The organism is Rhodoferax sp. SPJ4, from assembly GCF_058216275.1.
Window position 1 is genome coordinate 671,673 of the sequence record NZ_JBYZMN010000001.1, and the last position, 25,934, is coordinate 697,606.

A 25,934-nucleotide genomic window follows, 5' to 3' on the forward strand; every position below is an offset into this window, starting at 1 on the left:
CGTTCCCCAGGAGACACACATGGCAGACCCCATGCGCATCCGCGCCCAGGTGACCGGTTCCAACGCCACTGTGCGGGTGCTGATGAGCCACGAAATGGAGTCCGGGCAACGCAAGGATGCCGCCGGACAAACCATCCCAGCCTGGCACATCCAGGAAGTCACAGCCAGCCACAACGGCCAACCGGTGCTCAGCGCCGAATGGGGGCCGGCGGTTTCCAAGAACCCCTTCTTGCAGTTCGTGGTCAAGAACGCCAAGGCGGGTGACAAGATCGCCATCACCTGGAAAGACAACCGTGGCGACACGCGGACCGACGAGGCCACGGTGGCCTGAGCCCCTGCGGCGTCACGCGCTTCATTCATTCCATTGGCCAGCCTGAAGGAGTTTCGGCATGTCCATCCCCCGCTCGTTGCTGGTGATCGCCTCGCTGGCCTTGTCCGCCGCGCCGGTGGGGGCGCAAAAGTCGGCTGCCGACGGCATTGCCGAGTACCGCGCCATGTTGCAGGACGGCAATCCCGCCGAACTGTTTGAAGCCAAAGGCGAGGCGCTGTGGAAAACCAGGCGTGGGCCCAAGGCCGCCAGCCTGGCGCAATGCGACCTGGGCAAAGGCCCGGGTGTGGTCCGGGGCGCTTTCGTCGAACTGCCCCGGTACTTCGCCGATACGCAAAAGGTGCAAGACCTGGAGTCACGCCTGCTGAGCTGCATGGAAAGCCTGCAGGGCATCCCGGCCAGTGAGGTGATTCCGCTGGACTTTGGCCGGGGCGAAAAGGCCAACCTGGAGAGCCTGGTGGCCTGGGTGTCGGCCGAGTCGCGGGGCCTGGCGTTCCATCTCCCGCAAACGCACCCGGAAGAGCGGAAGTCGTTCGAGATCGGCAAGCGGCTTTTCTTCGCCCGCGGGGGAACCCATGACTTCGCCTGTGCCTCATGCCACGCCAGCGACGGCAAACGCATCCGTTTGCAGGACCTGCCCAACCTGACCCGTCAGCCAGGCGCCAGCGATGGCTTCGGCTCCTGGCCTGCCTACCGCGTGTCATCGGGCGAGCTGTGGGGCATGCAGCGCCGGCTCAACGACTGCTACCGCCAGCAGCGCTTTCCCTACCCCGGCTACGCCAGCGACGCCACCGTGGCGCTGGGCGTCTACATGGGCGTCAATGCCAGCGGTGGCCTGTCGGTGGCGCCCGCCATCAAGCGCTGAGGTAACACCATGCACAAGCCTGTCAGCGTGATCGTTGGGGTGGTGGCCACAGGCCTGTTGTCCGCCTGTGCTGGTGCTTTGCTCTCGGTGGATCTGGACCGGGCGGCGGCGGACATCGCCCAGGCGTCGTTCCAGGACCGGGGCCAGGCCAAAACCAGCCGTCTGGCGCAGGACGAAGCCAACCGCGCCTGCAGTGCCGCCGATGTGGCGGGCCAGCCCATCGACGCGCAAACCGCTCAAAGCATCCAGAACAGCAACCTCCAAACCGTGCCCCCGCCCAGCCTGGCGGTCTACCTGGGCGACTGGAAATCGGGTGAGAAGATCGCGCAGAACGGCCGGGGGCTGACCTGGACCGACAAGGCCGGCTCCGAAAACGGCGGCAACTGCTACAACTGCCACCAGATCAGCAAACAGGAGTTGTCCTACGGCACCTTGGGGCCCAGCCTGTACAACTACGGCAAGCTGCGCGGCGTCAAAGACCCGGCCAGCCCCGCCGCCCAGGCCGTCGTAGCCTACACCTGGGGCAAGTTGTGGAACGCGCGGGCCTTCAATGCCTGCTCCATCATGCCGCGCTTCGGTCACAGCGGCATTCTCAGCGAGCAGCAGATAAAGGACGTGATGGCCTTGCTGCTGGACCCCAACTCCCCCGTGAACCAGTGACGGCGCGGCGCTGGCGCTGAGTGGGTCGGACATAAGGCCTCCATGCATTTGTCGAAGCGAGACTTCCTGCAAACCCTGGGCGCTGGGGCGGTGGCGGGCCTGGGTTTGGCACGCCATGGCAACGCCGACGCCGCCACCGCAGGGGAGGCCATGTACGCGGTGCCGCGCTTCGGCCAGGTGTCTTTTCTGCACATGACGGACTGCCACGCGCAGCTGCTGCCCCACCATTTCCGCGAGCCCTCGGTCAACCTCGGTGTCGGCACGATGCAGGGGCAACTGCCCCACCTGGTGGGCGAGCATTTGCTGAAAATCGCTGGCCTCCAGGCCGGCACGGCCCCCGCCCATGCGCTGACCTGCCTGGAGTTCGAGCTGGCGGCCCGGCGCTATGGCAAGGTCGGCGGCTTTGCCCACTTGGCAACCCTGGTCAAGCGCCTGAAAGCCAGCCGGCCCGGCGCTTTGCTGCTTGACGGCGGCGACACCTGGCAGGGCTCGGCCACCTCGTTGTGGACCCGGGGCCAGGACATGGTGGACGCCTGCAAGCTGCTGGGTGTGGACGTTATGACCGGCCATTGGGAATTCACCCACGGCATGGACCGGGTCCAGGAAATCATTCAGAAAGACCTGGCCGGCCACACCGAGTTCGTGGCCCAGAACGTCAAGACCAACGACTTTGGCGATCCGGTGTTCAAACCGTATGTGGTGCGCGAGATCAACGGTGTGCCCTGCGCCATCGTGGGCCAGGCTTTTCCCTACACGCCGATTGCCAACCCGCGCCACCTGGTGGCCGACTGGACCTTCGGCATCCAGGACGACCACATGCAGACCGTGGTGGACCAGGCGCGGGCCCAAGGGGCCCGGGTGGTGGTGCTGCTGTCGCACAACGGCATGGACGTGGACCTGAAGATGGCCAGCCGGGTGACCGGGATCGACGCCATCCTCGGCGGGCACACCCACGACGGCATGCCGGTGGCTTCGCTGGTGCGCAACAAGGGCGGCCAAACCATCGTCACCAATGCCGGCTCCAGTGGCAAGTTCCTCGGTGTGCTGGACCTGGAGGTCAAGGGCCGGCGGGTCAGCGACTTCCGCTACAAGCTGCTGCCCATCTTCTCGAACTTCCTGCCGGCTGACAAAGAAATGGCCAGTTTGATCCAGAAGGTGCGCGCCCCCTACGAAGCCAAGCTCGCTGAGAAACTGGCCGTGACCGAGGGCACGCTGTACCGGCGGGGCAACTTCAACGGTACCGGTGACCAGCTGCTGGTGGACGCGCTGATGGACATGCAGGGCGCGGACATCGCGTTCTCGCCCGGCTTCCGCTGGGGCAGCTCGCTGCTGGCAGGCCAGGCCATCACCCGCGAATGGCTGATGGACATGACAGCCACGACCTATTCCTACGCCACCGTCACCGAAATGACCGGCGAAATCATCAAGACCGTGCTGGAAGACGTTTGCGACAACCTGTTCAACCCCGACCCCTACTACCAGCAAGGGGGTGACATGGTGCGCGTGGGGGGCCTGCAGTACAGCTGCAACCCCAGCGAGACCATGGGCCGCCGCATCGACCATCTGCGGCTCAACGGCCGGCCGCTGGAGGCCGACAAACGCTACAAGGTGGCCGGCTGGGCGCCAGTGGCCGAACAAGCCGAAGGGCAGCAGGGTCCCTGGGTCTGGGACTTGGTGGAAACCTGGCTCAAGGCCCAGAATGGCCGGGTGTCGAGCCGGCGACCCAACAGCCCACGCCTGGTCGGTGTCCAGGGCAACCCGGGCCTGACGGGCTGAAGGTGAATGGGAAGACAACAGCATGAACCCGATCCAACTTTTTGACCCCGCGTCCAGCACCTTCACCTACCTGGTTTTTGACGAAACCTCCACCGAGGCCTTGCGCCCCGCCGTCATCATCGACCCGGTCGATGAACAGCTGGAACGCGACTTGGCGGCTTTGCAGCAGCACCGCCTGCGCCTGGTCTGGGCGGTGGAAACCCATGCCCACGCCGACCACATCACAAGCGCCGGCTTGCTGGCCGAGCACGCTGGTGCCAAAACCGCGGCCCCCGCCGGTTGCGGCATTCACACCGCCGCGCTTCAGCTCGGGCATGGGGACAGGCTGGCGTTTGGTGGGGATGCGTTGCAGGCGCTGCACACGCCGGGACACACCGCAGGCTCGATGTGTTTTCTGTGGAAGTCCAGCCATGGCGACCATGTGTTCACCGGCGACACCTTGCTGATCGGCGGTTGCGGGCGCACCGACTTTCAATCCGGCAGTGCCGAGGCGCTGTACCGCAGCGTCACCGAGGTCTTGTTCACCCTGCCCGATGCCACCACCGTCTGGCCCGGCCATGACTACCAGGGCCGCACCCAGAGCAGCATCGCCATCGAGAAAGCCACCAACCCCCGGCTGGCCGGCAAATCGCTGGCCGAGTTCACCCGGCTGATGGGTGAGCTGAACCTGCCCAAGCCCCGGCGCATCGACGAAGCGGTGCCGGCCAACCAGAGTTCGGGCATCCGGCACGACGCCCAGCCGCAGGCCGATGGCCCTGGGGCCTCCGAACCGTCCGCTGTGCCCCGCGAGGCCATCGGCTACGCCGGCGACATCTCGCCCCGGCTGGCCTATCAGTGGATGGCCAGCGGGGAGGCGGTGCTGGTCGATGTGCGCACCGACGCCGAGCGCGAATGGGTGGGTTTTGTGCCCGGTGCGGTGGCCGTGGCCTGGAAGCAGTGGCCAGGCATGGCGCTGAATGCCGATTTCGACGCCCGCCTGACGGCGTTGGTGCCGGCGGACAAAAAAGCCCTGTTCCTGTGCCGCAGCGGCGTGCGCTCCATCCCCGCTGCCAGGCGGGCGGCGGCACTGGGCTATGCGGCCTACAACGTGCTGGAAGGCTTTGAAGGCGACCCCGATGCGCAGGCTCACCGCGGCACCTGTGGCGGCTGGCGTTTCCTGGGTCTGCCGTGGCGCCAGAGCTGACGGCGCCACGCGATTTTCAACCCACTTCCGAAAGGCCTTCATGAACTCCTTGCTCCGAAACCTGGCCGTGGTGCTGGTGGGCCTGCTGTTGCAGTTCCCCGCGCTCGCGCAAGACAAGGTGGTTTACCACTTCGACAACACCGAGGCCCAGGCCACCAAGGGCCTGAGAAACATCCGCAACCACCTGGACGTGGCGCCCGACACGCAAATCATTGTGGTGACCCACGCCGAGGGTGTGGATTTCCTGCTGGACGGCGCCAAGGACAAGAAAAACCCCAACCTGGACTACGGCGCGTTGGTCAGTGCGCTCAAAGCCAGGGGCGTGCGCTTTGAGGTGTGCGAAATCACGCTGCGCAACCGCGGCATGAAAAAGGACCAGTTCACGCTGGACGCGGACTTCACCCCGTCGGGCGTGGTGCGCGTGGCCCAGCTTCAAAGCCGTGAACGGTTTGCCTACATCAAGCCCTGAGTTGGGCCCGCGCTCTGCGCGGGCTTGGGGGGACATGGCGGCTGGGCCGCGAGGGGGCTGATGCGCAGAATGCGGATTTGCTCTAGAATTTATCGTAATTTCAGTATTTACTGAAAATTGAGAAAAACCGATGAACCTGCCCCCTCTGACCCAGCGCTTTGTGATGCATTTCGGCGAGATGGGCAGCCGCTGGGGCATCAACCGCACCGTGGGGCAGATTTATGCGCTGCTGTACGTGTCGGCCAAGCCCTTGAACGCCGACGAGGTGGGCGAGGCGCTGGGTTTCTCACGCTCCAACGTCAGCATGGGCTTGAAGGAGTTGCAGTCCTGGCGGCTGGTGAAGCTGATCCACCTGCCCAACGACAGGCGGGAGTATTTCCAGGCGCCCGAGGACGTCTGGGGCATCTTCCGGACCCTGGCGGCCGAGCGGCGCAAGCGTGAGATCGACCCCACGCTGTCCATGCTGCGCGAAGCGCTGATGGAGCAACCCGGCCAGGCGGAAGACATCCACGCCCAGGCCAGGATGCGGCAGATGCACGATTTCATCGACAAGATGACATCCTGGATGGACGAGGTGGAGCAGATGGATTCGGCCACCATCGCCAGCCTGATGGCCATGGGGGCCAAGGTGCAAAAGCTGCTGGACATCAAAGACCGGGTCAAACAGGTGCTGCACCTCGGCCCCGCCCCCGCGGCCAAAGACAGCCCGGTGACAGTCCAGCCATCCGAACTGAACACAGGAGAAACGCCATGATGACCTGGGACCCGGTGGTGCTGGCCCGCATTCAGTTTGCGGCCAACATGACGTTCCACATTCTGTTCCCCACCATCAGCATTTCGCTGGGCTGGGCCTTGTTGTTCTTCAAGACCCGGTTTGTCGCCACCGGCCAGCCCCACTGGATGGAGGCCTACCAGTTCTGGATCAAGGTTTTTGCGCTGACCTTTGCGCTGGGGGTGGTCAGTGGCATCACCATGAGCTTCCAGTTCGGCACCAATTGGCCCGGCTTCATGAACACCGTGGGCAACGTGGCCGGGCCGCTGCTCGCCTACGAGGTGCTGACGGCCTTTTTCCTTGAGGCCACCATGCTGGGCATCATGCTGTTCGGCCGCGGCCGGGTCAGCGAGCGGGTGCACACCTGGGCCACTTTTCTGGTGGCCGCTGGCACCACCGCGTCGGCCTTCTGGATTCTGGCGCTCAACTCCTGGATGCACACCCCGGCCGGCTTCGAGATGGTCAACGGCCAGGCCCATGTCACCAGCTGGATGGAAGTCATCTTCAACCCGTCCTTCCCCTACCGGCTGGCCCACATGCTGATCGCCTCGGGCCTGACGGTGTCTTTTCTGCTGGCCGGGCTCAGCGCCTACCGCTGGCTCAAGGGCGACCGCAGCGCCGGCGTGATGGCCTCGCTGCGGGTGGGTGTGTACGTGGCGGCGGCGCTGATTCCGGTGCAGATTGTGGTGGGTGACATGCACGGCCTGAACACCTTGCACCACCAGCCGGCCAAGATCGCCGCGATGGAGGGCATCTGGAAAACCGGGCCAGGCGCACCGGCGGTGTTGTTCGGCATTCCGGACGCCGCCAGCCAGAGCAACCGCTTCGAGATCGCCATCCCCAAGCTGGCCTCGTTCTACCTGACCCACGACTGGCAGGGCGAAGTCAAAGGCATCGACGCCTTCGGCGACCAGCACCCACCGGTGGCGCCGGTGTTCTTTGCCTTCCGCATCATGGTGGGTGTGGGCCTGCTGATGCTGGCGGTGAGCTGGTTGGCGTCCTTTCGCCTGTACCGCACGCAGACCTTGCCGACCTGGCTGGCGCGGGTGCTGGTGGCCATGAGCTTTGCCGGCTGGGTGGCCCTGGTGGCCGGCTGGTATGTGACCGAGATCGGGCGCCAGCCCTGGCTGGTGCAGGGCGTGCTGACGGCCGCCCAGGCCGCCTCCAGCGTGCCGGCCGCCAACATCGCCTTCACGCTGGCCATGTATTTGACGCTTTACGCGGCGCTGCTGTTTGCCTACGTGACCGTGGTGTTCCACCTGGCTGCCAAGGCGACGCTGAAGCCAGCCGATGCCACCGAGAGCCATCCCGTCACCGACACCTTGAAGGTTCAACATGCCTGATGCCCTGCCCGACCTGACCCTGGTGGCCGGATGGATGCCGCTGGTGTTCGCCCTGGTCATGGCCCTGGCCATGCTGGCCTATGTGGTGCTGGACGGCTACGACCTCGGTGTGGGTGTGCTGCTGCGCCGCGCCGACAGCGACGCCCAGAAGGACGGCATGATCGCCAGCATCGGTCCGTTCTGGGACGCCAACGAAACCTGGCTGGTGCTGGGTGTGGGCGTGCTGCTGGTGGCTTTCCCGGCGGCGCACGGCGTGATTCTGGGCGCACTCTACCTGCCGGTGGCCTTGATGCTGGTGGCGCTCACGCTGCGTGGCGTGGCCTTTGATTTCCGGGTCAAGGCCAAGGCCGAACACAAGGCGCTGTGGGACCGAGCCTTCTACCTGGGCTCGCTGATGGCCGCCTGGTCACAGGGCTTCATGCTGGGCAGCCTGATCACCGGCTTCCGGGGCGACCTGTGGGCCAACCTGTTCAGCGCCGTCATCGGCCTGTGCCTGATTGCGGCCTACTGCCTCTTGGGCGCGGGCTGGCTGATCATGAAATCCGAGGGCGCGCTGCAGCACAAGGCAGTGGCCTGGGCCCAGAACAGCCTGTGGCTCACCGCCATCGGCGTGGCCGGCATCTCGGTGGCCACGCCCTGGGTCAGCCAGCGCATCTTCGAGAAATGGTTCAGCCTGCCCAACCTGATCATGCTGTTTCCGATTCCTGCGGTCACGCTGGCCTTGTTCATCGTCATCCACCGCAGCCTGAAGCGTTTGCCGCTGCGGCTGGCGCAAAACAACCAGTACGGCGCGGCGGTGCCCTTTGCCTGCACCGTGGGGGTTTTTCTGCTGGCCTTCTATGGCCTGGGTTACAGCCTGTTCCCCTGGCTGGTGATCGACAAGCTCACCGTGTGGCAGGCCGCCAGCGCGCCAGAGGCCTTGCAAGTCATCTTCTACGGTGTGGTGGTGGTGTTGCCGGTGATCATCGGCTACACGGTGTTTGCCTACCGCGTGTTCTGGGGCAAATCCACCGCGCTGGAGTACTGACAACCAGCCCATCGCGCGGCCTTGCACCCAGCGGGGTGGAGTGAGACACTTTGATTGCAAGCGGAAGGGGAGGCAAGCCAAATGAACATCGACTGGACCCATTTCACGCCCTGGATGTCGCTCTCCGGCGGGATTGTGCTGGGCGTGGCCGCGGCGCTGTTTGTGCTGATCAATGGCCGTGTGCTGGGCATCAGTGGCATCGTGGGCGGGCTGTTGCCGCCCAAGGCCGGCGATGCCAGCTGGCGCCTGGCGTTTCTGCTGGGCATGTTCGTCGCGCCCCTCGTGTTCGGCTGGCTGGCACCGGCCGGTCTGCTCAAGGCGCCGCGCATCGACGCCAGTTACGGCCTGATCGTTGTTGCCGGCCTGTTGGTCGGGCTGGGCACCCGCTACGGTTCGGGCTGCACCAGTGGCCATGGCGTGTGTGGCCTGTCGCGGCTGTCACCGCGGTCCTTGGTGGCCACGCTGGCCTTCATGGCGGCGGGGTTTGCCATCGTCTTCGTGGTTCGCCACCTGCTTTGAAGGAGGCCGTCATGCATCGCATCAGTGAATTTTTGGTGGGCCTGTTGTTCGGTCTGGGCCTGTTGCTGTCGGGCATGACCGATCCGGCCAAGGTGTTGGCCTTCCTGGACCTGTTTGGCCAATGGGACCCGTCAATGCTGTTTGTCATGGCCGGGGCGATCGGTGTGGGCTCTTTTGCTTTCGCGCTGGCCAAAAAGCGCACCCGCAGTTTCCTGGGTGGTGCGATGCAACTGCCCAGCGCCCAGCACATCGACAAACGCCTGGTGGCCGGTGGGTTGGTGTTTGGTGTGGGCTGGGGCCTGGCCGGCTTTTGTCCTGGCCCCGGCCTGGTGTCCATGGCCGCCGGGGAAATCAAGGCCTTGGTGTTTGTGCTGGCCATGCTGGGCGGCATGGTGGCCTACGAATCGGTGGAAAGCATCCGGTCCAAATCGCTCTGAGGCGCTGACCTCTTGCGGGGGCAAGCCCACGCTGTGCATCAGTCGGCAGGGGGACGGGAGTTGGCGAAGCGGCGCCCGGAGGTGAACTTGTCGGCGTACATCAGGCCGTCGGCGCGCTGAATCAGCTGCTCCAGGCTGTCGGTGTCTTTGTCCCACACCACCCGGCCGATGCTGCAGCCCAGGTCGTGGCCCAGGGCCTCGATGCGGCGTTTGATCATCAGCGACAGGTCCTGCAGCGCCGACTCCAACCACTCTGCCGGTGCGAAGACACACAGCACAAACTCATCGCCGCCCCAGCGTCCCACCACGTGGGACAGCCCGGCCACCTCTCGCAGCACCTTGCCCACCTCGATCAGCACCTGGTCGCCGGCCTGGTGGCCCAACTCGTCATTGATGGCCTTGAAGCCGTCGAGGTCCATGAACAGAATGCCCACCGCCAGGCCTTGCATGGCATGGCGCCGGGCCCGGCGGGCGTGCACTTCCTCGATGAAGCCGTTGCGCCGCCACAGGCCGGTCAGGCCATCGATGTGGGAGCGGGCCAGCTGTTTGGCGATGTCTTCCCTTTGGTTCTCGGACTGCGACAAATCGGCGCGGATTTTCTGCTTGGTGTAGTGCGCCTGCACCAGCGAGTGCGCCATGTCATCCAACTCGCGGATGTGCACCGGCGGCATGGCGGCGGTTCCGCCGTGCTTGATGGTGCTGACGGTTCGCAGCACCCGCTGCACCCAGGACTCCAGGTGTTTGCCCGCGGCGTAGGCCAGGAAGGCAATGCCCAGGAAGATCAGCACGGTGGTGCTGAACAGCAGCGCGAGCCGGTTTCTCAGCGGTGCGGCAATCACCGCGTCCGGCACGGCCATGGCAATCGCCCAGGGCTGTCCCGGGATGGCCGCCACATAGGCCAGCGCGGGCAGGCCTTCCTTGGTGGTCAGCGGCACCATGCCCAGGCGCTTTTGCTTCAGGTAGTTCATCAATTCCGGCATCACGGGCGTGCCCACATACAGCTCGGGCACGATGTTGCGGCCAATGATCATGCCGTTCTGGTCCACCAGCCCCACCCGCCAGTCTTCGGGCAGGTGCTGGTCTTTCAGCAGATCCGACCAGGAGTCGCTGGTCAGCACCATGAAGAGGCAGTAGGCGACTTCCCCGTTCTGGAGCACCGGCACACCCAGCGACACCACCTTCTTGCCGGAGTACGGCCCTTGAAAAATGCCGGACACGGCGGGCTTGCCCAGCGCGAAAACCGCCTCCGCCATCGCGGTGCTGGGGGGTTTGGGCAGCGGTGGGCCATAGGGTTTGGAGGTCAGAAAGGCCATGCTCAGGTCTTTTTGCATCAAGCCCATGGCGGTGATGCCTGGCACCTTGTGCGCAATCCGGCGGGCCTGGCGGTAAAGCGACTCGATGTCTCCGTTGATGGCGGCATCGGAAGAGGCCAGCGAGTCCAGATAGCCAACGCCGGCCTGCAGGCGGGCGGCCACGGCCAGGGCGGCCGCCTCGGTGCGTTGGGCGAGTTGTTGTTCGATCGACCCCTGGCGTGAGTTCTGAATCTGCACCAGTTGGTAGGTGGACAGCAGCAACAGCGGGGCCAACAGCGCTGTGCCCGCGATCAGCAGCCAGGCCCTGAAACCGGGGGGCCGCGGCTTGTGCGCCCGGACGCGTGGTGCGGGTGCGGCGCTTGCCGCGGCAGCATGGTCGGAGTGCAGTGTGTTCATGAGACCCTGTGTGAGACCTCTGTTTGACGGGGCCTCACTGCTGGTTTCGACCTCAGGGTGTCAAACCTGAAATCAATTGAGGCACTAAAGCACACTTTGAGGGCCGCAGTTGCACCGTGTTTGCGCTGGCGCAAATGAATGTGAACCTCTGCGCGGTTTGGCGGAGGCCGGGCCCCCACCGCATTCCATGCGACCTTTGTCACAAACCGGGCCACAACCGCGGTACCAATTCGTACCGTAATGCTTTCTTACTATAAACTGACCGCCAAATGGGGTGGAGCAGGGTGCGAGGTGGCTCCGAAGCCGCTGAAACCAGCGGGCCCCCCTGCACCACACCCAACGCCGGTGGCGACCGGATAACCAGGAAAACATCGATGAACTTGCTCAAAACGGCCTTGAGGGTGGTGCTGCCCTTGGCGAGCGCGGCGCTGATCACCGCCTGTGGCGGCGCGTCGGCCCCCGAGGCCGGCGGCGCCACAGCGGCCAAGGCCGTCCTGGTGGGGGCGGCAGACGCCCCCGTCAGCTACCGCAGCCCGGTTGCCCCGGCCGACCAGCCCGGTGTCACCAACCGCCTGCCACCCGCTCCGGCCCCGGGCAGCAGCCGGGCAGGCCAGGTCTACAACGTCTACATCCAGGCCCCAGGCACTGGCGACAAGGTGGCCTTCACCGTCTTCGAGCCCGCCACGCTGGCGGGCGGCCAGGTCTATCCGCTGGTGTTGCACAGCCATGGCTTCGGTGGCTCGCGTCAGACCAGCCTCGACCCCAGCCAGTGCAGCCAGTGCCAGGTGGGCCTGGATGCGCCGGTGGGCCAGTTCGTGGCCAAGGGCTACGGCGTCATCAGCATCGATGAGCGCGGCCATGGCGAGTCGGGCGGCAACATCCGGGTGATGGACCCCGATGCCGAAGGCCAGAACCTGCTGGCGGTGCTGGACTGGGCGGAAGCCAAACTGGGCTGGCTGGCTTTCGGCCGCAGCGCCGACGGCCGTGACCGGCACAACCTGGTGGTGGGTTCGGTGGGCGGCAGCTATGGCGGCATGTTCCAGTACCTGCTGCACAACATCGACCCGCGGCACCGGCTGGACGCGATGGTGCCCGAGTTCGCACCCAACAACCTGAACACCAGCCTGTTCCCTGGTGGTGTGGCCAAGACCAACTGGAATCTGTTTCTGGCCGGTGCCAACGTCAGCAAACTCGACCCCTACATCACCCAAGGCCTGGTCGACACGCTGTTGAGCACCCGCGTCGGTACCGACTTTGCCGACTTTTTCTACTACCACTCCAACCAGTATTTCTGCAGCAACCAGACGGTGGCCACCAACGGCGGCCGGGGCACCTCGCCGCGCTACCCGCCCACCGCCGGCACCCGGGTGAATGCCTTGCTGTTCCAGGGGGTGCGCGACACGCTGTTCAATTTCAACGAGGGCCATGCCAACTACCAGTGCCTGAAAGCCCTGGGCGGTGACGTCCGTCTGTTGACCTACCAGAAGGGCCACAACACCGTGCCCATCGTGCCTGACGTGGGGGGTGCCTTGTCCCTGCCGCTCGACAACTCCCTGGACTCGCGCTGCGGCCGCACCGACGTGACCGACGCCAGGCTGGCCTTCTTCGAGGAGCACCTCAAAGGCATTGCCGGCGCGGCCGACATCGTGCCACGCAAGCCTTGTTTGTCCATCGCCAAGGACGATGCGGTTCTGGTCAACCAGGTCATGACGGCCAAGACCGGTGGCCTGACCGAGTTCGCGGTACCACCCACCACGGTGGTGTCTGGCTTGGGGCTGATCCCGGCCGCCATTGAACTCGACATTCCCCGCAACGGCGCCAGCACCGTGGTGGCTGGCATCCCCCGTTTGCAGCTGCGGGTCACGCCCGCCGTGGCCGGTCCTCCCGGCGAGCCCATCCTCTTCGTGGGCCTGGGCCAGTCGCGCCATGGCGTTCCTGGGGTGTACGACCTGGTCAACAACCAGGTGATGCCGCTGAGGGGCCAGGGTGCTTTCGACTTGGACATGGCCGGCGTGACGGCCCGCCTGGGCCCGAATGACAAGCTGGCGCTGCTGATTTACGGCCAAAGCGAACAATACCTGGCCACCGCCGGTCTCAACCCGGGGGCGTCGGCGATTCTGCCGGTCACGGTGACCGGCAAAGTGGCGGTGCCGGTGTTGCCCAAGGGGTCGTACCAGGCGGCACCCTGAGGCCAGGGTTGGTGGAGAGGAGGAGGATCGAACTCCCGACCTCTGCATTGCGAACGCAGCGCTCTCCCAGCTGAGCTACCCCCCCAACCAAAAAAAAGTATAGCCAAACGCCGTGGCTTTGGGGAGGGCACTGGCCCTCACAACCCAGCTCAGCTCATCTGGTTGCGGCGCGCCAGTTCGACGAACAGGCCGGCATGGTCGAGGTCGCTCAGGCCATGGGCCACGCCGTCGGCATAGAGCCGCTCGAACAGCGTGGTGATGGGTGCGTCAAAACCCAGCTCGGCGGCGGTGCTGAGTGCGTTGCGCATGTCTTTCAGCTGCACTGACATGCGGCCGCCAGGCACAAAGCTGCGGTCCACCATGCGCTGGCCGTGCACCTGCAGGATGCGGCTGTCGGCAAAGCCGCCGGTGATGGCCGCCTTGACCTTGGCCATGTCGGCGCCGCCCTTGCTGGCCAGCAGCAAGGCCTCGGCCACCGCTCCGATGGTGATGCCCACAATCATCTGGTTGGCCAGCTTGGTCAGCTGGCCCGTGCCGTGCGGCCCGACATGGGTGGGTCGGCCAAAGACCTGCAGCACCGGTAGCGCGCGCTCGAAATCCGCCGCCTCGCCACCGGCCATGATGACCAGGCTGCCCTGCTCGGCGCCCAGCGTGCCGCCCGACACCGGGGCGTCCAGGTGGGCCAGGCCCAGGGCCTGCAGCCGGGCCGCGTGGTCGCGCGCCTCGGCCGGCTGGATGGAGGCCATGTCCACCACCAGCGTGCCGGGCCGCATGGCCTGGGCGGCGGCCGGCTCACCAAACAGCACCTCGCCCACTGCCGCGCCGTTCTCCAGCAGGCTGACCACCAGGTCGGCCTCGCGCACCGCGTCGGCCGCCCGCGCATGCATCTGGGCGCCGAAGGGCGTCAGCCGCTCGGCCTTGGCCGGCGAGCGGTTCCAGGCATGGACCGCGTGGCCGGCTTCGCACAAGCGGCGCGCCATGGGGAAACCCATCAGGCCAATGCCCAGCACAGCAACACGGAGGGGGGCGGTCATTGAAACTCCTTGAGGACGGCCTGCGGGGCAGACCGGGTGGACGGGGGACGGCGAATTATCCGGCTGGCAGAATCGATTCACCCCAAACCACCCGTCCACCCCATGGCCCGCTTCGACCCCGACTGGCTGGACCGCCAGTACAACAACCGCGCCCGGGTACCCGAGCATGGCGCGTACTTTGCCCGCTGGGCCAGCGACTCGGCCGCGCTGCGGCAGCGGGTGCGCTGCGTGATCGACCAACCCTATGGCGACGGATCGCAGGAGACCCTGGACATTTTTCCTGCCGCCCAGCCCCAGGCCCCGGTGCTGGTCTTTATCCACGGCGGCTGGTGGCGTTCGCTGGACAAGGCCGACCATTCCTTTGTGGCAGCGGCCTTCCCAGGCGCCTGTGTGGTCATGCCCAACTACGCGCTGTGCCCGGCCGTCAGCGTGCCCGACATCGCCCGCCAGATGGCCCAGGCGCTGGCCTGGACCTGGCGGCACATTGCCCAGCACGGGGGCGACCCGGGCCGCATCAGCGTGGTCGGCCATTCGGCGGGCGGGCACCTGGCGGCCATGGTGCTGTGTGGCCTGTGGCAACGGCTGGGCGCTGACCTGCCGGCCGACCTGGTGAAGAACGCGCTGGCCATCTCCGGCCTGTACGAGCTGGAATCGGTGAGGCACACGCCGTTTCTGCAGCCCTCGCTGCGCCTCACGCCGGCCCAGGTGGCCCTGGCCAGCCCGGCCTGGATGCCGGCGCCGCGCGGGGTGCTGAACGTGGTGGTGGGGGCTGACGAAAGCGAGGCCTTTGTGCGGCAGAACCAGCTGATCCGTGACGCCTGGGGCCCCGCCACCGTGCCGGTGTGTGAGGCCTTGCCCGGTCTGAACCATTTCAGCGTGGTGGACGCACTGGCCACGCCGGGCACCCGGCTGCATGGGCTGACCCTGGCGCTGCTGGGCCTGGGCGGCTGAGTCAGCGCCGGCAGGCCGAGCGCGCCGCGGCGATCACCCGGCCCTGGCCGTCCTGCACCCAGCCCAGCACCTGCAGGCGCTCGCTGTGGCTGTTTTCGGGCACCGCCATGGGCCGTGACTCGCTAAAGGCCTGGCCCGTCACCGGCCGGGGCCAAGGCACCACCAGCAGGTTGCGCGCCAATGTGCGGGCCACCGGCGTGCCCTCGGTGCCGGCCGGCAGTGCTTCCACCAGCAGCAGCCACAGGGTCCACGGGCCCCCGGTCAGCGGTGCACGCGGCGTGGCGGCGATGGACGTGCCCACATAGCCGCCCAAGGCCGGCCCCAGCGCCACCCGCAGGTGCAGTGGCCCGCCGGCCACCTTGCTGCGGTGTTCGCTGGCCGCTTCGGGTGGGGCCAGGTCCAGGGTGTCCAGCCGCGCCACACTGTCGCGAATGGCGGCGGCCGCCAGCGGGGCCTCGTCACCGGCGACCGAGGGCACAATCCAGTCGATGGCCAGCGCGCCGGCCGGCAGGGCGGCGGGGTGGGTGCGCCAGCAGTCGGCACAGTCGGCGCTCAGAAAACGCTCCGCCAGTACCCGAGGCGCGGGCTGGCCGTCGCTGCTGCACACCGGCGACGCCAGGTTGGCAGCACCAGTGAGCAGCGGCCACAGGCCCACCAGCCAGAACCAACGGCAGCACAGGGGCTTCAGGGCAGAGGGCATGGGGTGGGGGTTTCTACAATGGCCCGATGTTCCCAGATGTCGCGCACGATTCCCCGCTCTTACACCACCTCAACCCGGAGCAAGGCGCGGCGGTGGCCTTGCCGGCCGAGCACGCGCTGATTCTGGCCGGTGCCGGCTCGGGCAAGACCCGGGTGCTGACCACCCGCATCGCCTGGCTGCTGCAGACCGGCCAGGTCGGGCCCGGCGGCGTGCTGGCGGTGACCTTCACCAACAAGGCCGCCAAGGAGATGATGACCCGGCTGGGTGCGATGCTGCCAGTCAATGTGCGTGGCATGTGGATAGGCACTTTCCACGGCCTGTGCAACCGTTTTCTGCGCGCCCACCACAAGCTGGCCAACTTGCCGCAGGCTTTCCAGATTCTGGACACCCAAGACCAGCTCAGCGCCATCAAGCGGCTGATGAAGCAGTTCAACATCGACGAAGAGCGTTTCCCGGCCAAGCAGACCCAGCGCTTCATCGGCGGCTGCAAGGAAGACGGCCTGCGCCCGAACGCGGTGGACGCGCGCGACGACGAGACGCGCAAAAAGGTCGAGATCTACCAGCTCTACGAAGAACAATGCCAGCGCGAGGGCGTGGTGGATTTTGGCGAGCTGATGCTGCGCAGCTATGAGCTGCTGCGCGACAACGACCCGGTGCGGGCCCACTACCAGCGGCGCTTCCGCCACATCCTGATCGACGAGTTCCAGGACACCAACAAGCTGCAGTACGCCTGGATCAAGATGCTGGCCAATCCGGACGAGGCCGACAGCGGTGCGGTGTTCGCGGTGGGCGACGACGACCAGAGCATCTACGCCTTTCGCGGCGCGCGGGTGGGCAACATGGCCGACTTTGTACGTGAGTTCGCGGTACGGCACCAGATCAAGCTGGAGCAGAACTACCGCAGCCACAGCAACATCCTGGACTCGGCCAACGCGCTGATCAGCCACAACAGCAAACGCCTGGGCAAGAATTTGCGCACCGACCAAGGCCCCGGCGAGCCGGTTCGGGTTTATGAGTCCACCAGCGATTTCGCCGAGGCGCAGTGGATGGTGGAAGAAATGCGCCAGCTGGTGCGCGACGGCCTGAAACGCCAGGAAATTGCGGTGCTCTACCGCAGCAACGCGCAGAGCCGGGTGATTGAAACCGCGCTGTTCAACGCCAGCGTGCCCTACCGGGTGTATGGCGGCCTGCGCTTTTTCGAGCGGGCCGAAATCAAGCACGCGCTGGCCTATCTGCGGCTGATCGAGAACCCGGCCGACGACACCAGCTTTCTGCGGGTGGTGAACTTCCCGCCGCGCGGCATCGGCGCACGCAGCATCGAGCAGCTGCAGGACGCCGCCCGCGCTGCCAATGGCTCGCTGAACGACGCCGTGCGTGTGGTCACCGGCAAGGCCGGCGCCACCATCGGCGCCTTTGTGGCCAAGATCGACGTGCTGCGCGAACAAACCCAGGGCCTGACGCTGCGTGAAACCATCGAGCTGGTGCTGGACCACAGCGGCCTGCTGGAGCACTACAAGGCCGACCGCGAAGGCGCGGACCGGCTGGAGAATCTGGACGAACTGGTCAACGCCGCCGAGAGCTTTGTCACCCAGGAGGGCTTTGGCCGCGACGCCGTGGCCCTGCCGGTGGACGAGCTGGCGCCCCGCTCCGACCAGTCACCGGTCAGCCAGGGCCTGGACCCCAGCCGCCCGCTGCTCAACGAGCTGCTGCCAAATGCCTTGCTGCCCGACGCCGAAACCGGCGAAACCCTGAGCCCACTGGCCGCCTTCCTGACCCATGCGGCGCTGGAGTCCGGCGACAACCAGGCCCAGGCCGGGCAGGACGCGGTGCAGCTGATGACGGTGCATTCGGCCAAGGGCCTGGAATTTGACGCGGTCTTCATCACCGGCATGGAAGAGGGCCTGTTCCCGCACGAAAACGCCATGAGCGATTTCGAAGGCCTGGAGGAAGAACGCCGGCTGATGTACGTGGCCATCACCCGGGCCCGCCAGCGCCTCTACCTGAGCCATTCGCAAACCCGCATGCTGCATGGCCAGACCCGCTACAACCTGAAGAGCCGTTTCTTCGACGAGCTGCCCGAGGCCGCGCTGAAATGGATCACGCCCAAGAACCAGGGCTTTGGCTCAGGCTTTGCCGCGCCGTCCTCTTTCGGTGGCCAGGGCAGCTACGGCAGCCATGGCGGGGCCGGGCGTTTCCCGCCGCGCGGTGGTTTCGGTCGCCCCGCCGAAACCTTTGCCAGCCCGCCGGTGCCGCCGCAAAAGGCCGCACCTTCGCATGGCCTGCGCTCTGGCATGCAGGTGTTTCACACCAAGTTCGGTGAGGGCACGGTCACGGCGCTGGAAGGCAGCGGTGACGACGCCCGGGCCCAGGTGAATTTTCCCCGCCATGGCGTCAAATGGCTGGCCTTGTCGGTGGCCAAGCTGACGCCGATCTGAGCCGGCCAGCCCCCGGGTGGGCGGCTCAGGCCTGCTCGGACAGCAGGCTGCCCGGGGCCACGGCGTCGAAGCTGTCTTCAAAGGTGAAGTACAGCGAGCTGAAGAACATCGCCGCCAGCACCAGCGCCACCGGCCAGATGAACAGAATCAGGCTTTGCGGGCTGCCAATCAGCAGGCTGACCAGGCTCAGCACCACCCCCGAGCCCAGAAACAGGCCCAGCCACACCAGGCCATAGACGGTGAAAGCCCAGAAGTTGCGTGTGCAGGCCACCAGGCTGTAGAACATGCTTTGCAGCGGCGGCACGCCATGCCAGTGCACCAAGGCCGGCGCATGCCAGAAGGTCAGCGACAAGGGCAGGTAGAGCGCCATCGCCACCCAGGTGGCCCACTGAAAATCACTGCGCTTGACCATCTCTTCGGTGATGGGGCCGCCCACCAGGTAGAGGCTGGCGAACTGGCCGCCGTCGAACAGCGCCGAGATCGCCATCACCAGCAGAAAACCGGCGGCGTACAACGCGCCCAGTGCCAGCATGGCCCGCAGCCGCTGGCGGCCCGCCCGGAAGGCGCTGAGCAAAATGGTGGGCATGGGGAACTTGCCGGCGCTGGCCTCCTTGGTGGCGGCCATCAGTCCCAGCGTGGCGGCCGGCAGCAGGCCCAGCGCCAGCATCACGCCCAGAAACGGGATCAGCGACGACAGCGACATCATGGTCATGAACAGGAAGAACAGCCCGGTCATGGCCATGGGCTGCTTGAAGAAGGTGCGCACGCCTTGCTTGACCCAGGCCGCGCCGGCCTTGGCCGGAACAATCTTCAGTTTCATGCGGTGGCCAGCTCGAGCGGCTGGGCCACGCGGCCGCGCAGCACCCGCTCGAAATGGGCCGGGTCATGCGGTTGGAGCATGCTGGCCTCGCGTGGCAGATGCCAGTCCCACAGCCGCGACAGCCAGAAACGCAAGGCGCCGGCGCGCAGCATGGCCGGCAGCAGCTGGCGTTCCGGCCCGGTGAGCGGGCGCACCGCGCTGTAGGCCGACAGCAAGGCGTCGGCACGGTCGGCGTCGTGGGCGCCGCTGGCCAGGTCGATGCACCAGTCGTTCAGGCACACGGCCAGGTCAAACAGCCAGCTGTCGATGCCGGCAAAGTAGAAGTCGAACACGCCGGTGACTTCGTCACCGTCGAACATCGCGTTGTCGCGGAACAGGTCGGCATGGACCGGGCCACGGGGCAGGGCGGCAAAGGCCGAACCCTCGGCCGTGTGGTTCTGGAAGGCCAGCTCGGCCTGGATCAGTGCCGCCTGCGGCGCGCTCAGGTGGGGCAGCACCACCGGCACGGTGGCGTTCCACCAGGCCAGGCCACGCAGGTTGGGCTGGGCCATGGGGAAGTCGCGCGCGGCCAGGTGCATCTGGGCCAGCAGGCCGCCGATGGCGGCGCAATGCACGGGCTGGGGCGCCAGCTGGCTTTTGCCGCGCAGCCGGTTCACCACCGCCGCCGGCTTGCCCTTCAGCGTGTGCAGGATGTCGGTGACCGGGGCCGCCGGTGCGCCACGGCCGGCCTTGGGGGCGGGCGTGGGCAGCACGGGGCCGGCCTGCGGCTCGGGCACCGGCACGCCGCGCTGGGCCAGGTGCTTCATCAGGTGCAGGTAAAACGGCAGCTGGGTGTGGCTCAGGCGCTCGAACAGCGTCAGCACCCAGGGGCCCTGGTCGGTGGTGGCGAAGTAGTTGGTGTTTTCAATGCCGCCGGAGCAGCCTTCCAGCGTCAGCAGCTGGCCCAGACCGAGCCGGCCCAGGAAGTCGCTGGCTTCGTCAAAAGAAACCTCGGTGTAAACCGCCATGTCCCGCTTTCTGCCGGCGCGTCAAAAGTTCAGGAATTTCCAGACCCGGGGGCCCTGGCCGGCGGCGTTGCTCTCGGCGTTGCCAGCGCCGGAGCGCGAGCCGTCCTTGGGCAGCACCTCGTAGGCCGGCATGTTGGCGGCCGGTTTCACCGTGATGGACTGGGTTTCACCGCCGATGCGGGTTTCGTCGATGGTGGCCAGCGGTTCCTGGGTGCGGATGCGCTCCACCCGACGGCCTTTTTGCGCGTCGGCGGGGCCCTGGTCGGGCCGCACGTCGGCCGGGCGGCCCGCTTTGTCCGCGGTGGTTTGGGCACTGGCCAGCCCGAAGGCGGCGCAGAGGGCGGCGAGGAGGAGGGCGTGGCGCATGGGGCAATTGTAGGCAATGCACAATCCACCCATGAGCGATGCCCCTTCTGACAAAACGCTGCTGCTGGTGGACGGCTCCAGCTACCTGTACCGCGCCTTCCACGCCATGCCCGACCTGCGGGCCCGGCCCGGCGACCCGGCCAGCCCGGCCACCGGCGCGATCCGTGGCATGGTCAACATGATGCAAAGCCTGCGCCGCGAGGTGAAGGCCGACTACGCCGCCTGCGTGTTCGACGCCAAGGGCCCGACCTTCCGCGACGCCATGTACGCCGACTACAAGGCCCAGCGCTCGCCCATGCCCGACGACCTGCGCAGCCAGATCGAGCCCATCCACCAGGTGGTGCGGCTGCTGGGCTGGACGGTGCTGGACGTGCCCGGTGTGGAGGCCGACGACGTGATCGGCACGCTGGCCGCCATCGCCGCCCGGCAGCAGATCGAGGTCATTGTCAGCAGCGGCGACAAGGACCTGGCCCAACTCGTCAACGAGCACATCACCATCATCGACACCATGAACGGCAAGCGCCGTGACGTGGCCGGCGTGACCGCCGAGTTCGGTGTGCCGCCGGCGCTGATGGTGGACTTTCAGACCCTGGTGGGCGACGCGGTGGACAACGTGCCCGGCGTCGAGAAGGTGGGCCCCAAGACCGCCGCCAAATGGCTGACCGAATTCGGCTCGCTCGACGCGCTGGTGGCCCGCGCGGCCGAGGTCAAGGGCGTGGCCGGCGACAACCTGCGCAAGGCACTGGACTGGCTGCCCACCGCCCGCCAGCTGCTGACCATACGCACCGACTGTGATCTGACGGGCCATGTCCAAGGCCTGCCGGCACTCGACAGCATCGTCTTTCGCGCCGAGGAGAACGAGGCCTTGCGCGGCTTCTATGAAACCTATGGCTTCAAGGGCCTGGCGAAATCCGTCAGCGGCACCGCGGAGCCGGCCGGTGCGGCGGGCGAGGGCAGCGACCCGACGCCCGCCGCCGCTCCGGCCGCGCCCCGCGCCGTGGCCTACGACACGGTGCTGACCTGGGAGGCCTTTGAACCCTGGCTGGCCAAGCTGGAGGCGGCCGAGCTGGTGGCGCTGGACACCGAGACCACCTCGCTGGACGAGATGCGGGCCGAGATCGTGGGCATCAGCTTCAGCGTCACGCCGGGCGAGGCGGCCTACATCCCGCTGGCCCACCGCTACGGCGACGCGCCCGACCAGCTGCCGCTGGACCAGGTGCTGGCCCGGCTCAAGCCCTGGCTGGAAAACGGTGCGAAGAAAAAGCTGGGCCAGCATGTCAAGTACGACCGCCATGTGTTCGCCAACCACGGTATCGAGGTGCAGGGTTATGCCCACGACACCATGCTGCAAAGCTATGTGCTGGAAGTGCACAAGCCCCATGGCCTGGCCAGCCTGGCCGAGCGCCACCTGGGCCGCAGCGGCATCAGTTACGAAGACCTGTGTGGCAAGGGCGCGCACCAGATCCCGTTCAACCAGGTGGCCATCGACAAGGCTGCCGAGTACTCCTGCGAAGACTCCGACCAGACGCTGGACGTGCACCGCGTGCTGTGGCCGCAATTGCAAGCCGATGCCAAATTACAGGCCATTTACGAGCTGGAAATCGCCAGCAGCGAAACCCTGTACCGCATCGAGCGCAACGGCGTGCTGATCGACGCGCCCACCTTGGCCAGCCAAAGCCACCAGCTGGGCCAGCGCATCATGCAGCTGGAGCAGGAAGCCCACGAGCTGGCTGGCCAGCCTTTCAACCTCGGCAGCCCGAAGCAGATTGGCGAGATTTTCTTCACCAAGCTGGGCCTGCCGGTGGTGAAGAAAACCGCCACCGGCGCGCCCAGCACCGACGAAGAGGTGCTGGAGAAACTGGCCGAAGACTACCCGCTGCCGGCCAAGATTCTGGAGCACCGAGGCCTGTCCAAGCTCAAGGGCACCTACACCGACAAATTGGCCCAGCTGGCCCACCCGCGCACCGGCCGCGTCCACACCCATTACGCGCAGGCGGTGGCGGTGACCGGGCGGCTGTCCAGCAACGACCCCAACCTGCAGAACATCCCCATCCGCACGCCCGAGGGCCGGCGGGTGCGCGAGGCCTTTGTGGCGCCGCCGGGTGCGTTGATTGCCAGCGCCGACTACTCGCAGATCGAGCTGCGCATCATGGCCCACATCAGCGGCGACGAGGCCTTGCTGCGCGCTTTCCGTGACGGCATGGACGTGCACCGCGCCACCGCCGCCGAGGTGTTTGGCGTGGCGCCCGACCAGGTCAGCAGCGAGCAGCGCCGCTATGCCAAGGTCATCAACTTCGGCCTGATCTACGGCATGAGCGCCTTTGGCCTGGCGCGCAATCTGGGCATCGACAACTCCGCGGCCAAGAACTACATCGACCGCTATTTCCAGCGCTACCCCGGCGTGAAAAACTACATGGACGAGACCAAGCTCAGTGCCAAGAGCAAGGGCTATGTGGAAACCGTGTTCGGCCGTCGGCTGTATTTGCCCGAGATCAACTCACCCAACGGCCCGCGCCGGGCCGGCGCCGAACGCGCGGCCATCAACGCCCCCATGCAGGGCACGGCGGCGGATCTGATCAAGCTCAGCATGAACGCGGTGCAGCAGGTGCTGGACACCGAGCAGCGCGGCACCAAGATGATCATGCAGGTGCACGACGAACTGGTGTTCGAGGTGCCCGAGGCCGAGGTCGACTGGCTGAAAGTGGAAATTCCCCGGCTGATGGCCGGTGTCGCCGCGCTGCAGGTGCCGCTGCTGGCCGAGGTGGGCGTGGGCAAGAACTGGGACCAGGCCCACTGAGCCAGCCTCAGCCGCAGCGCACCGCCAGCACCCGGTTGGCGTTGTCCACTTCCAGGTTGATGCGCTGGGCATTGAAGTCCATGGTGATCACCTGGCCGGGCCTCAGCAGCCGCACCTGGGCCGCACCCGAGCGGCGGGCCACCTCGGCCTGCAGCCCGGCATCGGCCAGCTGGCCCACGGCGAACTGGCCGCCGGCCATGCGGCATTCACCGCCCTGGCTGGGGTAGCGGGTCACCGGCGCCGGGCCGGTCTGCCGCGTCACCGGCACCACCACGCAGCCGCCCAGCAGCAGGGCGCAGGCCCAGGCCGCCGTCCGTCGGCCGTTCATTTCTTTTCCGACCACAAGACGCCACCGGTGGCCCAGTCGCCGCGCGGCACGTCGAACATCAACACGTCCACCGCCTCGGGCTTGCTGCCCAGGGTGTCCACCACCGCCTGGGTCAGCGCCTGGGCCAGGGCTTTTTTCTGCTCGGGGGTGCGGCCTTCGATCATTTCAACGCGGATGGTGGGCATGGACAAGGTCTCCTTCAGTGAGAGGCTGGCCGGCAGAAACACCCTGACGGCAAGGACATAACCCCAAGTCTAAACTTCCCCGCTTTGCCACCACCGACACCGGGAGACCCCATGCTTCGTGACGACCTTCAGGCCGAATTTGACGCTTTGCTGCCCGGCCGCTCCACCGCGGCCGGCCCCAGCCGCCGCACCGCATTGCAGGCCGCGCTGGGCGTGGGCTATGCGGCGGCTGTGGGGCCGGTGATGGCGCAAACCGCCATCAACACCTCGGCCGAGGGCCTGACCGCCGGCGAGATCATCATCGACGCCGGTGGCTTCAAGCTGCCGGCCTACATGGCGGCCCCGGCGGGCAAAACCCGGCTGCCGGTGGTGCTGGTGGTGCACGAGGTGTTTGGTGTGCACGAGTACATTGCCGACACCTGTCGCCGCCTGGCCCGCGCCGGCTACCTGGCGATTGCCCCCGAGCTGTTTGCGCGCCAGGGTGACCCGGCCCAATACGGTGAGGTGGGCAAGCTGATGGCCGAGGTGGTGGCCAAGGTGCCCGACGGCCAGGTGATGGCCGATCTGGACGCCACGCTGGCCTGGGCCCAGGCCCACGGTGGGAGCAAAAAGCTGGCCATCACCGGCTTTTGCTGGGGTGGACGCATCACCTGGCTGTACGCCGCCCACAACCCGGCGGTCAAGGCCGCCGTGTCCTGGTATGGCCGGCTGGTGGGCCCCACCAACGCCCTCACGCCCACCCAACCGGTGATGGTGGCCAACACCTTGCATGCGCCGGTGCTGGGTTTGTACGGCGGTGCCGACGCCGGCATTCCGCTGACCAGCGTCAACCAGATGAAAGACCAGCTGGCCAGCGGCAGCGCGGCCGCCAAGGCCTCGCGTTTTGTGGTGTACCCTGATGCACCCCATGCCTTCCACGCCGACTACCGGCCCAGCTACCGCAAGGACGCGGCCAGCGAGGGCTGGGCCCAGGCGCTGGACTGGTTCAAGCGCCACGGCGTGGCCTGAGCTGGCCGTGGCCCGCTGACCGGCCGCCCCTCGGGGCGGCTTGTCATTGGCGGGTGGGGCGAGGCCGGGGACCGCCCGGCATGTTGAAAGTGGATGGAATGCTGTTGATTTCGATTTTGTGCGCGACGCTGGCGGCCGGCATTGGCAGTGTCTGGCTGGCCGCGTTGCTGGGCTTTGGCGTGTTGTCGCGCTACACCCAGCACATGCTGAGCCTGGCCGCCGGGGCGCTGCTGGGCACGGCCTTTCTGCACCTGCTGCCCGAGGCCTTCGAGTCGGCCATGGGAGTGCGTGGCCTGTTTGTCACGCTGCTGCTGGGCCTGGTGTTCTTTTTCCTGCTCGACAAGGCCGAGCTTTACCACCATGCCCACGAACAAGGCCACGGCGGCGAGGCCCATGGCCACCATCACGGCCACGGGCATGACCACCATCACCACCACCATCGGCGCAGTGGCGGCTGGGCGGTGCTCACCGGTGACAGCGTGCATGCCTTTGGCGACGGCATCCTGATCGCCTCGGCCTTCATGGCCGACCTGCGGCTGGGTGTGCTGGCCGCGGTGGCGGTGATGGCCCACGAGGTGCCCCACCACGTGGGTGACCTGGTGGTGCTGCGCCAGAGTTCGGCCAACCCGCGGGTGGCTTTGCTCAAGGTGTCGCTGGCGGGCGCGGTCACCGCGCTGGGTGGCGTGGTGGGCTACCTGCTGGTGGAGCAACTGCACGACCTGCTGCCTTATTTTCTGGTGGTGGCGGCCAGCAGCTTCATCTACGTGGCGCTGGCCGACCTGATTCCCCAGTTGCAAAAGCGTTTGAGCCTGCCAGCCACGGCGGCGCAAATCGCCTGGCTGCTGGTGGGCATGGGCCTGGTTACGCTGGTCAGCGCCGTCACCCACAGCCACTGAGCGGCACGGCCGCGCTGTGGCATCCCCGCCACAGGGCAGGGCCACGGGGAACGCGGTTTCACTTGAAGCTGTCCCCGCCGCTGTCTGAAAATACGGGGCGACGGGCCATCGCCCGCCACCCCACACCAAC

25 protein-coding genes and 1 tRNA gene are annotated in these 25,934 nt (G+C 66.7%); 17 read left to right on the forward strand and 9 right to left on the reverse strand.

The features are described 5' to 3' along the window. Positions 1-19: 19 nt before the first annotated feature. From soxZ to AC4BAR_RS03390, 11 genes are all read left to right on the forward strand, one after another. Positions 20-331: a thiosulfate oxidation carrier complex protein SoxZ gene (gene soxZ, locus AC4BAR_RS03340; RefSeq protein WP_490626389.1), complete on the forward strand. Its 312-nt coding sequence runs from the start codon at positions 20-22 to the stop codon at positions 329-331. Positions 332-389: 58 nt separating this feature from the next. After that, the gene (gene soxA / locus AC4BAR_RS03345; RefSeq protein WP_490626390.1) at positions 390-1,193 is read left to right on the forward strand and encodes a sulfur oxidation c-type cytochrome SoxA; all 804 of its coding nucleotides are present in this window, start codon (positions 390-392) and stop codon (positions 1,191-1,193) included. Positions 1,194-1,202: 9 nt separating this feature from the next. After that, positions 1,203-1,853 carry a sulfur oxidation c-type cytochrome SoxX gene (gene soxX, locus AC4BAR_RS03350; RefSeq protein ID WP_490626391.1) on the forward strand — a complete coding sequence of 217 codons (651 nt, stop codon included), beginning with the start codon at positions 1,203-1,205 and terminating at the stop codon, positions 1,851-1,853. A gap of 42 nt (positions 1,854-1,895) precedes the next feature. Beyond that, positions 1,896-3,629, forward strand: a complete 1,734-nt coding sequence (soxB, locus tag AC4BAR_RS03355) for a thiosulfohydrolase SoxB (protein ID WP_490626392.1) — start codon at positions 1,896-1,898, stop codon at positions 3,627-3,629. Between the two features lie 22 nt (positions 3,630-3,651). Next, positions 3,652-4,812, forward strand: coding sequence for an MBL fold metallo-hydrolase (locus tag AC4BAR_RS03360; RefSeq protein WP_490626393.1), 1,161 nt, complete (start codon positions 3,652-3,654; stop codon positions 4,810-4,812). Between the two features lie 40 nt (positions 4,813-4,852). Then, positions 4,853-5,281 carry a DsrE family protein gene (locus AC4BAR_RS03365; protein ID WP_490626394.1) on the forward strand — a complete coding sequence of 143 codons (429 nt, stop codon included), beginning with the start codon at positions 4,853-4,855 and terminating at the stop codon, positions 5,279-5,281. 130 nt (positions 5,282-5,411) lie between these two features. Beyond that, positions 5,412-6,035, forward strand: a complete 624-nt coding sequence (locus AC4BAR_RS03370; protein WP_490626395.1) for a GbsR/MarR family transcriptional regulator — start codon at positions 5,412-5,414, stop codon at positions 6,033-6,035. Beyond that, on the forward strand, positions 6,035-7,396 hold the full coding sequence (locus tag AC4BAR_RS03375) for a cytochrome ubiquinol oxidase subunit I (protein ID WP_490627183.1): 1,362 nt from the start codon (positions 6,035-6,037) through the stop codon (positions 7,394-7,396). The genes AC4BAR_RS03370 and AC4BAR_RS03375 overlap by 1 nt, the downstream gene beginning before the upstream one ends. Beyond that, the gene (locus AC4BAR_RS03380; RefSeq protein ID WP_490626396.1) at positions 7,389-8,423 is read left to right on the forward strand and encodes a cytochrome d ubiquinol oxidase subunit II; all 1,035 of its coding nucleotides are present in this window, start codon (positions 7,389-7,391) and stop codon (positions 8,421-8,423) included. Before AC4BAR_RS03375 ends, AC4BAR_RS03380 begins: the two co-directional genes overlap by 8 nt. Before the next feature lie 81 nt (positions 8,424-8,504). After that, on the forward strand, positions 8,505-8,942 hold the full coding sequence (locus AC4BAR_RS03385; protein WP_490626397.1) for a YeeE/YedE family protein: 438 nt from the start codon (positions 8,505-8,507) through the stop codon (positions 8,940-8,942). A gap of 11 nt (positions 8,943-8,953) precedes the next feature. Continuing rightward, on the forward strand, positions 8,954-9,379 hold the full coding sequence (locus tag AC4BAR_RS03390) for a DUF6691 family protein (protein WP_490626398.1): 426 nt from the start codon (positions 8,954-8,956) through the stop codon (positions 9,377-9,379). Between the two features lie 38 nt (positions 9,380-9,417). On the opposite strand, the gene AC4BAR_RS03395 is transcribed toward AC4BAR_RS03390, so the two are convergent. Beyond that, positions 9,418-11,088, reverse strand: a complete 1,671-nt coding sequence (locus AC4BAR_RS03395) for a sensor domain-containing diguanylate cyclase (RefSeq protein WP_490626399.1) — start codon at positions 11,086-11,088, stop codon at positions 9,418-9,420. A gap of 374 nt (positions 11,089-11,462) precedes the next feature. On the opposite strand from AC4BAR_RS03395, the gene AC4BAR_RS03400 reads away from it, so the two are divergent. Then, positions 11,463-13,277, forward strand: a complete 1,815-nt coding sequence (locus tag AC4BAR_RS03400; RefSeq protein ID WP_490626400.1) for an alpha/beta hydrolase — start codon at positions 11,463-11,465, stop codon at positions 13,275-13,277. A gap of 9 nt (positions 13,278-13,286) precedes the next feature. Here the strand turns inward: AC4BAR_RS03400 and AC4BAR_RS03405 are convergent. Next, positions 13,287-13,362 (reverse strand) — tRNA-Ala (locus AC4BAR_RS03405). A 64-nt stretch (positions 13,363-13,426) separates the two neighbouring features. Continuing rightward, entirely contained in the window at positions 13,427-14,311 is an 885-nt protein-coding gene (locus tag AC4BAR_RS03410) for an NAD(P)-dependent oxidoreductase (protein ID WP_490626401.1), read from the reverse strand. A gap of 102 nt (positions 14,312-14,413) precedes the next feature. Here AC4BAR_RS03410 and AC4BAR_RS03415 point away from each other — a divergent pair, with 102 nt between their 5' ends. Continuing rightward, positions 14,414-15,262 (forward strand): alpha/beta hydrolase, encoded by an 849-nt coding sequence (locus AC4BAR_RS03415; protein WP_490626402.1) that lies wholly within the window; start codon positions 14,414-14,416, stop codon positions 15,260-15,262. 1 nt (position 15,263) lies between these two features. Here AC4BAR_RS03415 and AC4BAR_RS03420 read toward each other — a convergent pair whose 3' ends face one another. Then, on the reverse strand, positions 15,264-15,962 hold the full coding sequence (locus tag AC4BAR_RS03420) for a hypothetical protein (RefSeq protein ID WP_490626403.1): 699 nt from the start codon (positions 15,960-15,962) through the stop codon (positions 15,264-15,266). A gap of 26 nt (positions 15,963-15,988) precedes the next feature. Here AC4BAR_RS03420 and AC4BAR_RS03425 point away from each other — a divergent pair, with 26 nt between their 5' ends. Further along, complete coding sequence (locus AC4BAR_RS03425; protein WP_490626404.1) at positions 15,989-18,397, forward strand: UvrD-helicase domain-containing protein; 2,409 nt, start codon at positions 15,989-15,991, stop codon at positions 18,395-18,397. Positions 18,398-18,422: 25 nt separating this feature from the next. On the opposite strand, the gene AC4BAR_RS03430 is transcribed toward AC4BAR_RS03425, so the two are convergent. The 3 genes from AC4BAR_RS03430 to AC4BAR_RS03440 are packed head-to-tail and all read right to left on the reverse strand — an operon-like array spanning position 18,423 to position 20,590. Next, entirely contained in the window at positions 18,423-19,217 is a 795-nt protein-coding gene (locus tag AC4BAR_RS03430; protein ID WP_490626405.1) for a BPSS1780 family membrane protein, read from the reverse strand. Further along, positions 19,214-20,224 carry a homoserine kinase gene (locus AC4BAR_RS03435; protein ID WP_490626406.1) on the reverse strand — a complete coding sequence of 337 codons (1,011 nt, stop codon included), beginning with the start codon at positions 20,222-20,224 and terminating at the stop codon, positions 19,214-19,216. Before AC4BAR_RS03435 ends, AC4BAR_RS03430 begins: the two co-directional genes overlap by 4 nt. 21 nt (positions 20,225-20,245) lie before the next feature. Further along, complete coding sequence (locus AC4BAR_RS03440) at positions 20,246-20,590, reverse strand: hypothetical protein (RefSeq protein ID WP_490626407.1); 345 nt, start codon at positions 20,588-20,590, stop codon at positions 20,246-20,248. A 31-nt stretch (positions 20,591-20,621) separates the two neighbouring features. Between AC4BAR_RS03440 and polA the strand changes: the two genes are divergently transcribed. Continuing rightward, positions 20,622-23,387, forward strand: a complete 2,766-nt coding sequence (gene polA / locus AC4BAR_RS03445; protein ID WP_490626408.1) for a DNA polymerase I — start codon at positions 20,622-20,624, stop codon at positions 23,385-23,387. Between the two features lie 7 nt (positions 23,388-23,394). On the opposite strand, the gene AC4BAR_RS03450 is transcribed toward polA, so the two are convergent. Then, on the reverse strand, positions 23,395-23,715 hold the full coding sequence (locus tag AC4BAR_RS03450) for an I78 family peptidase inhibitor (RefSeq protein ID WP_490626409.1): 321 nt from the start codon (positions 23,713-23,715) through the stop codon (positions 23,395-23,397). Continuing rightward, positions 23,712-23,942 (reverse strand): 4-oxalocrotonate tautomerase, encoded by a 231-nt coding sequence (locus tag AC4BAR_RS03455; protein ID WP_490626410.1) that lies wholly within the window; start codon positions 23,940-23,942, stop codon positions 23,712-23,714. Before AC4BAR_RS03455 ends, AC4BAR_RS03450 begins: the two co-directional genes overlap by 4 nt. Positions 23,943-24,011: 69 nt before the next feature. Between AC4BAR_RS03455 and AC4BAR_RS03460 the strand changes: the two genes are divergently transcribed. Continuing rightward, entirely contained in the window at positions 24,012-24,908 is an 897-nt protein-coding gene (locus tag AC4BAR_RS03460; protein WP_490626411.1) for a dienelactone hydrolase family protein, read from the forward strand. Between the two features lie 98 nt (positions 24,909-25,006). Beyond that, the gene (locus AC4BAR_RS03465) at positions 25,007-25,804 is read left to right on the forward strand and encodes a ZIP family metal transporter (protein WP_490626412.1); all 798 of its coding nucleotides are present in this window, start codon (positions 25,007-25,009) and stop codon (positions 25,802-25,804) included. Positions 25,805-25,934 lie beyond the last annotated feature (130 nt).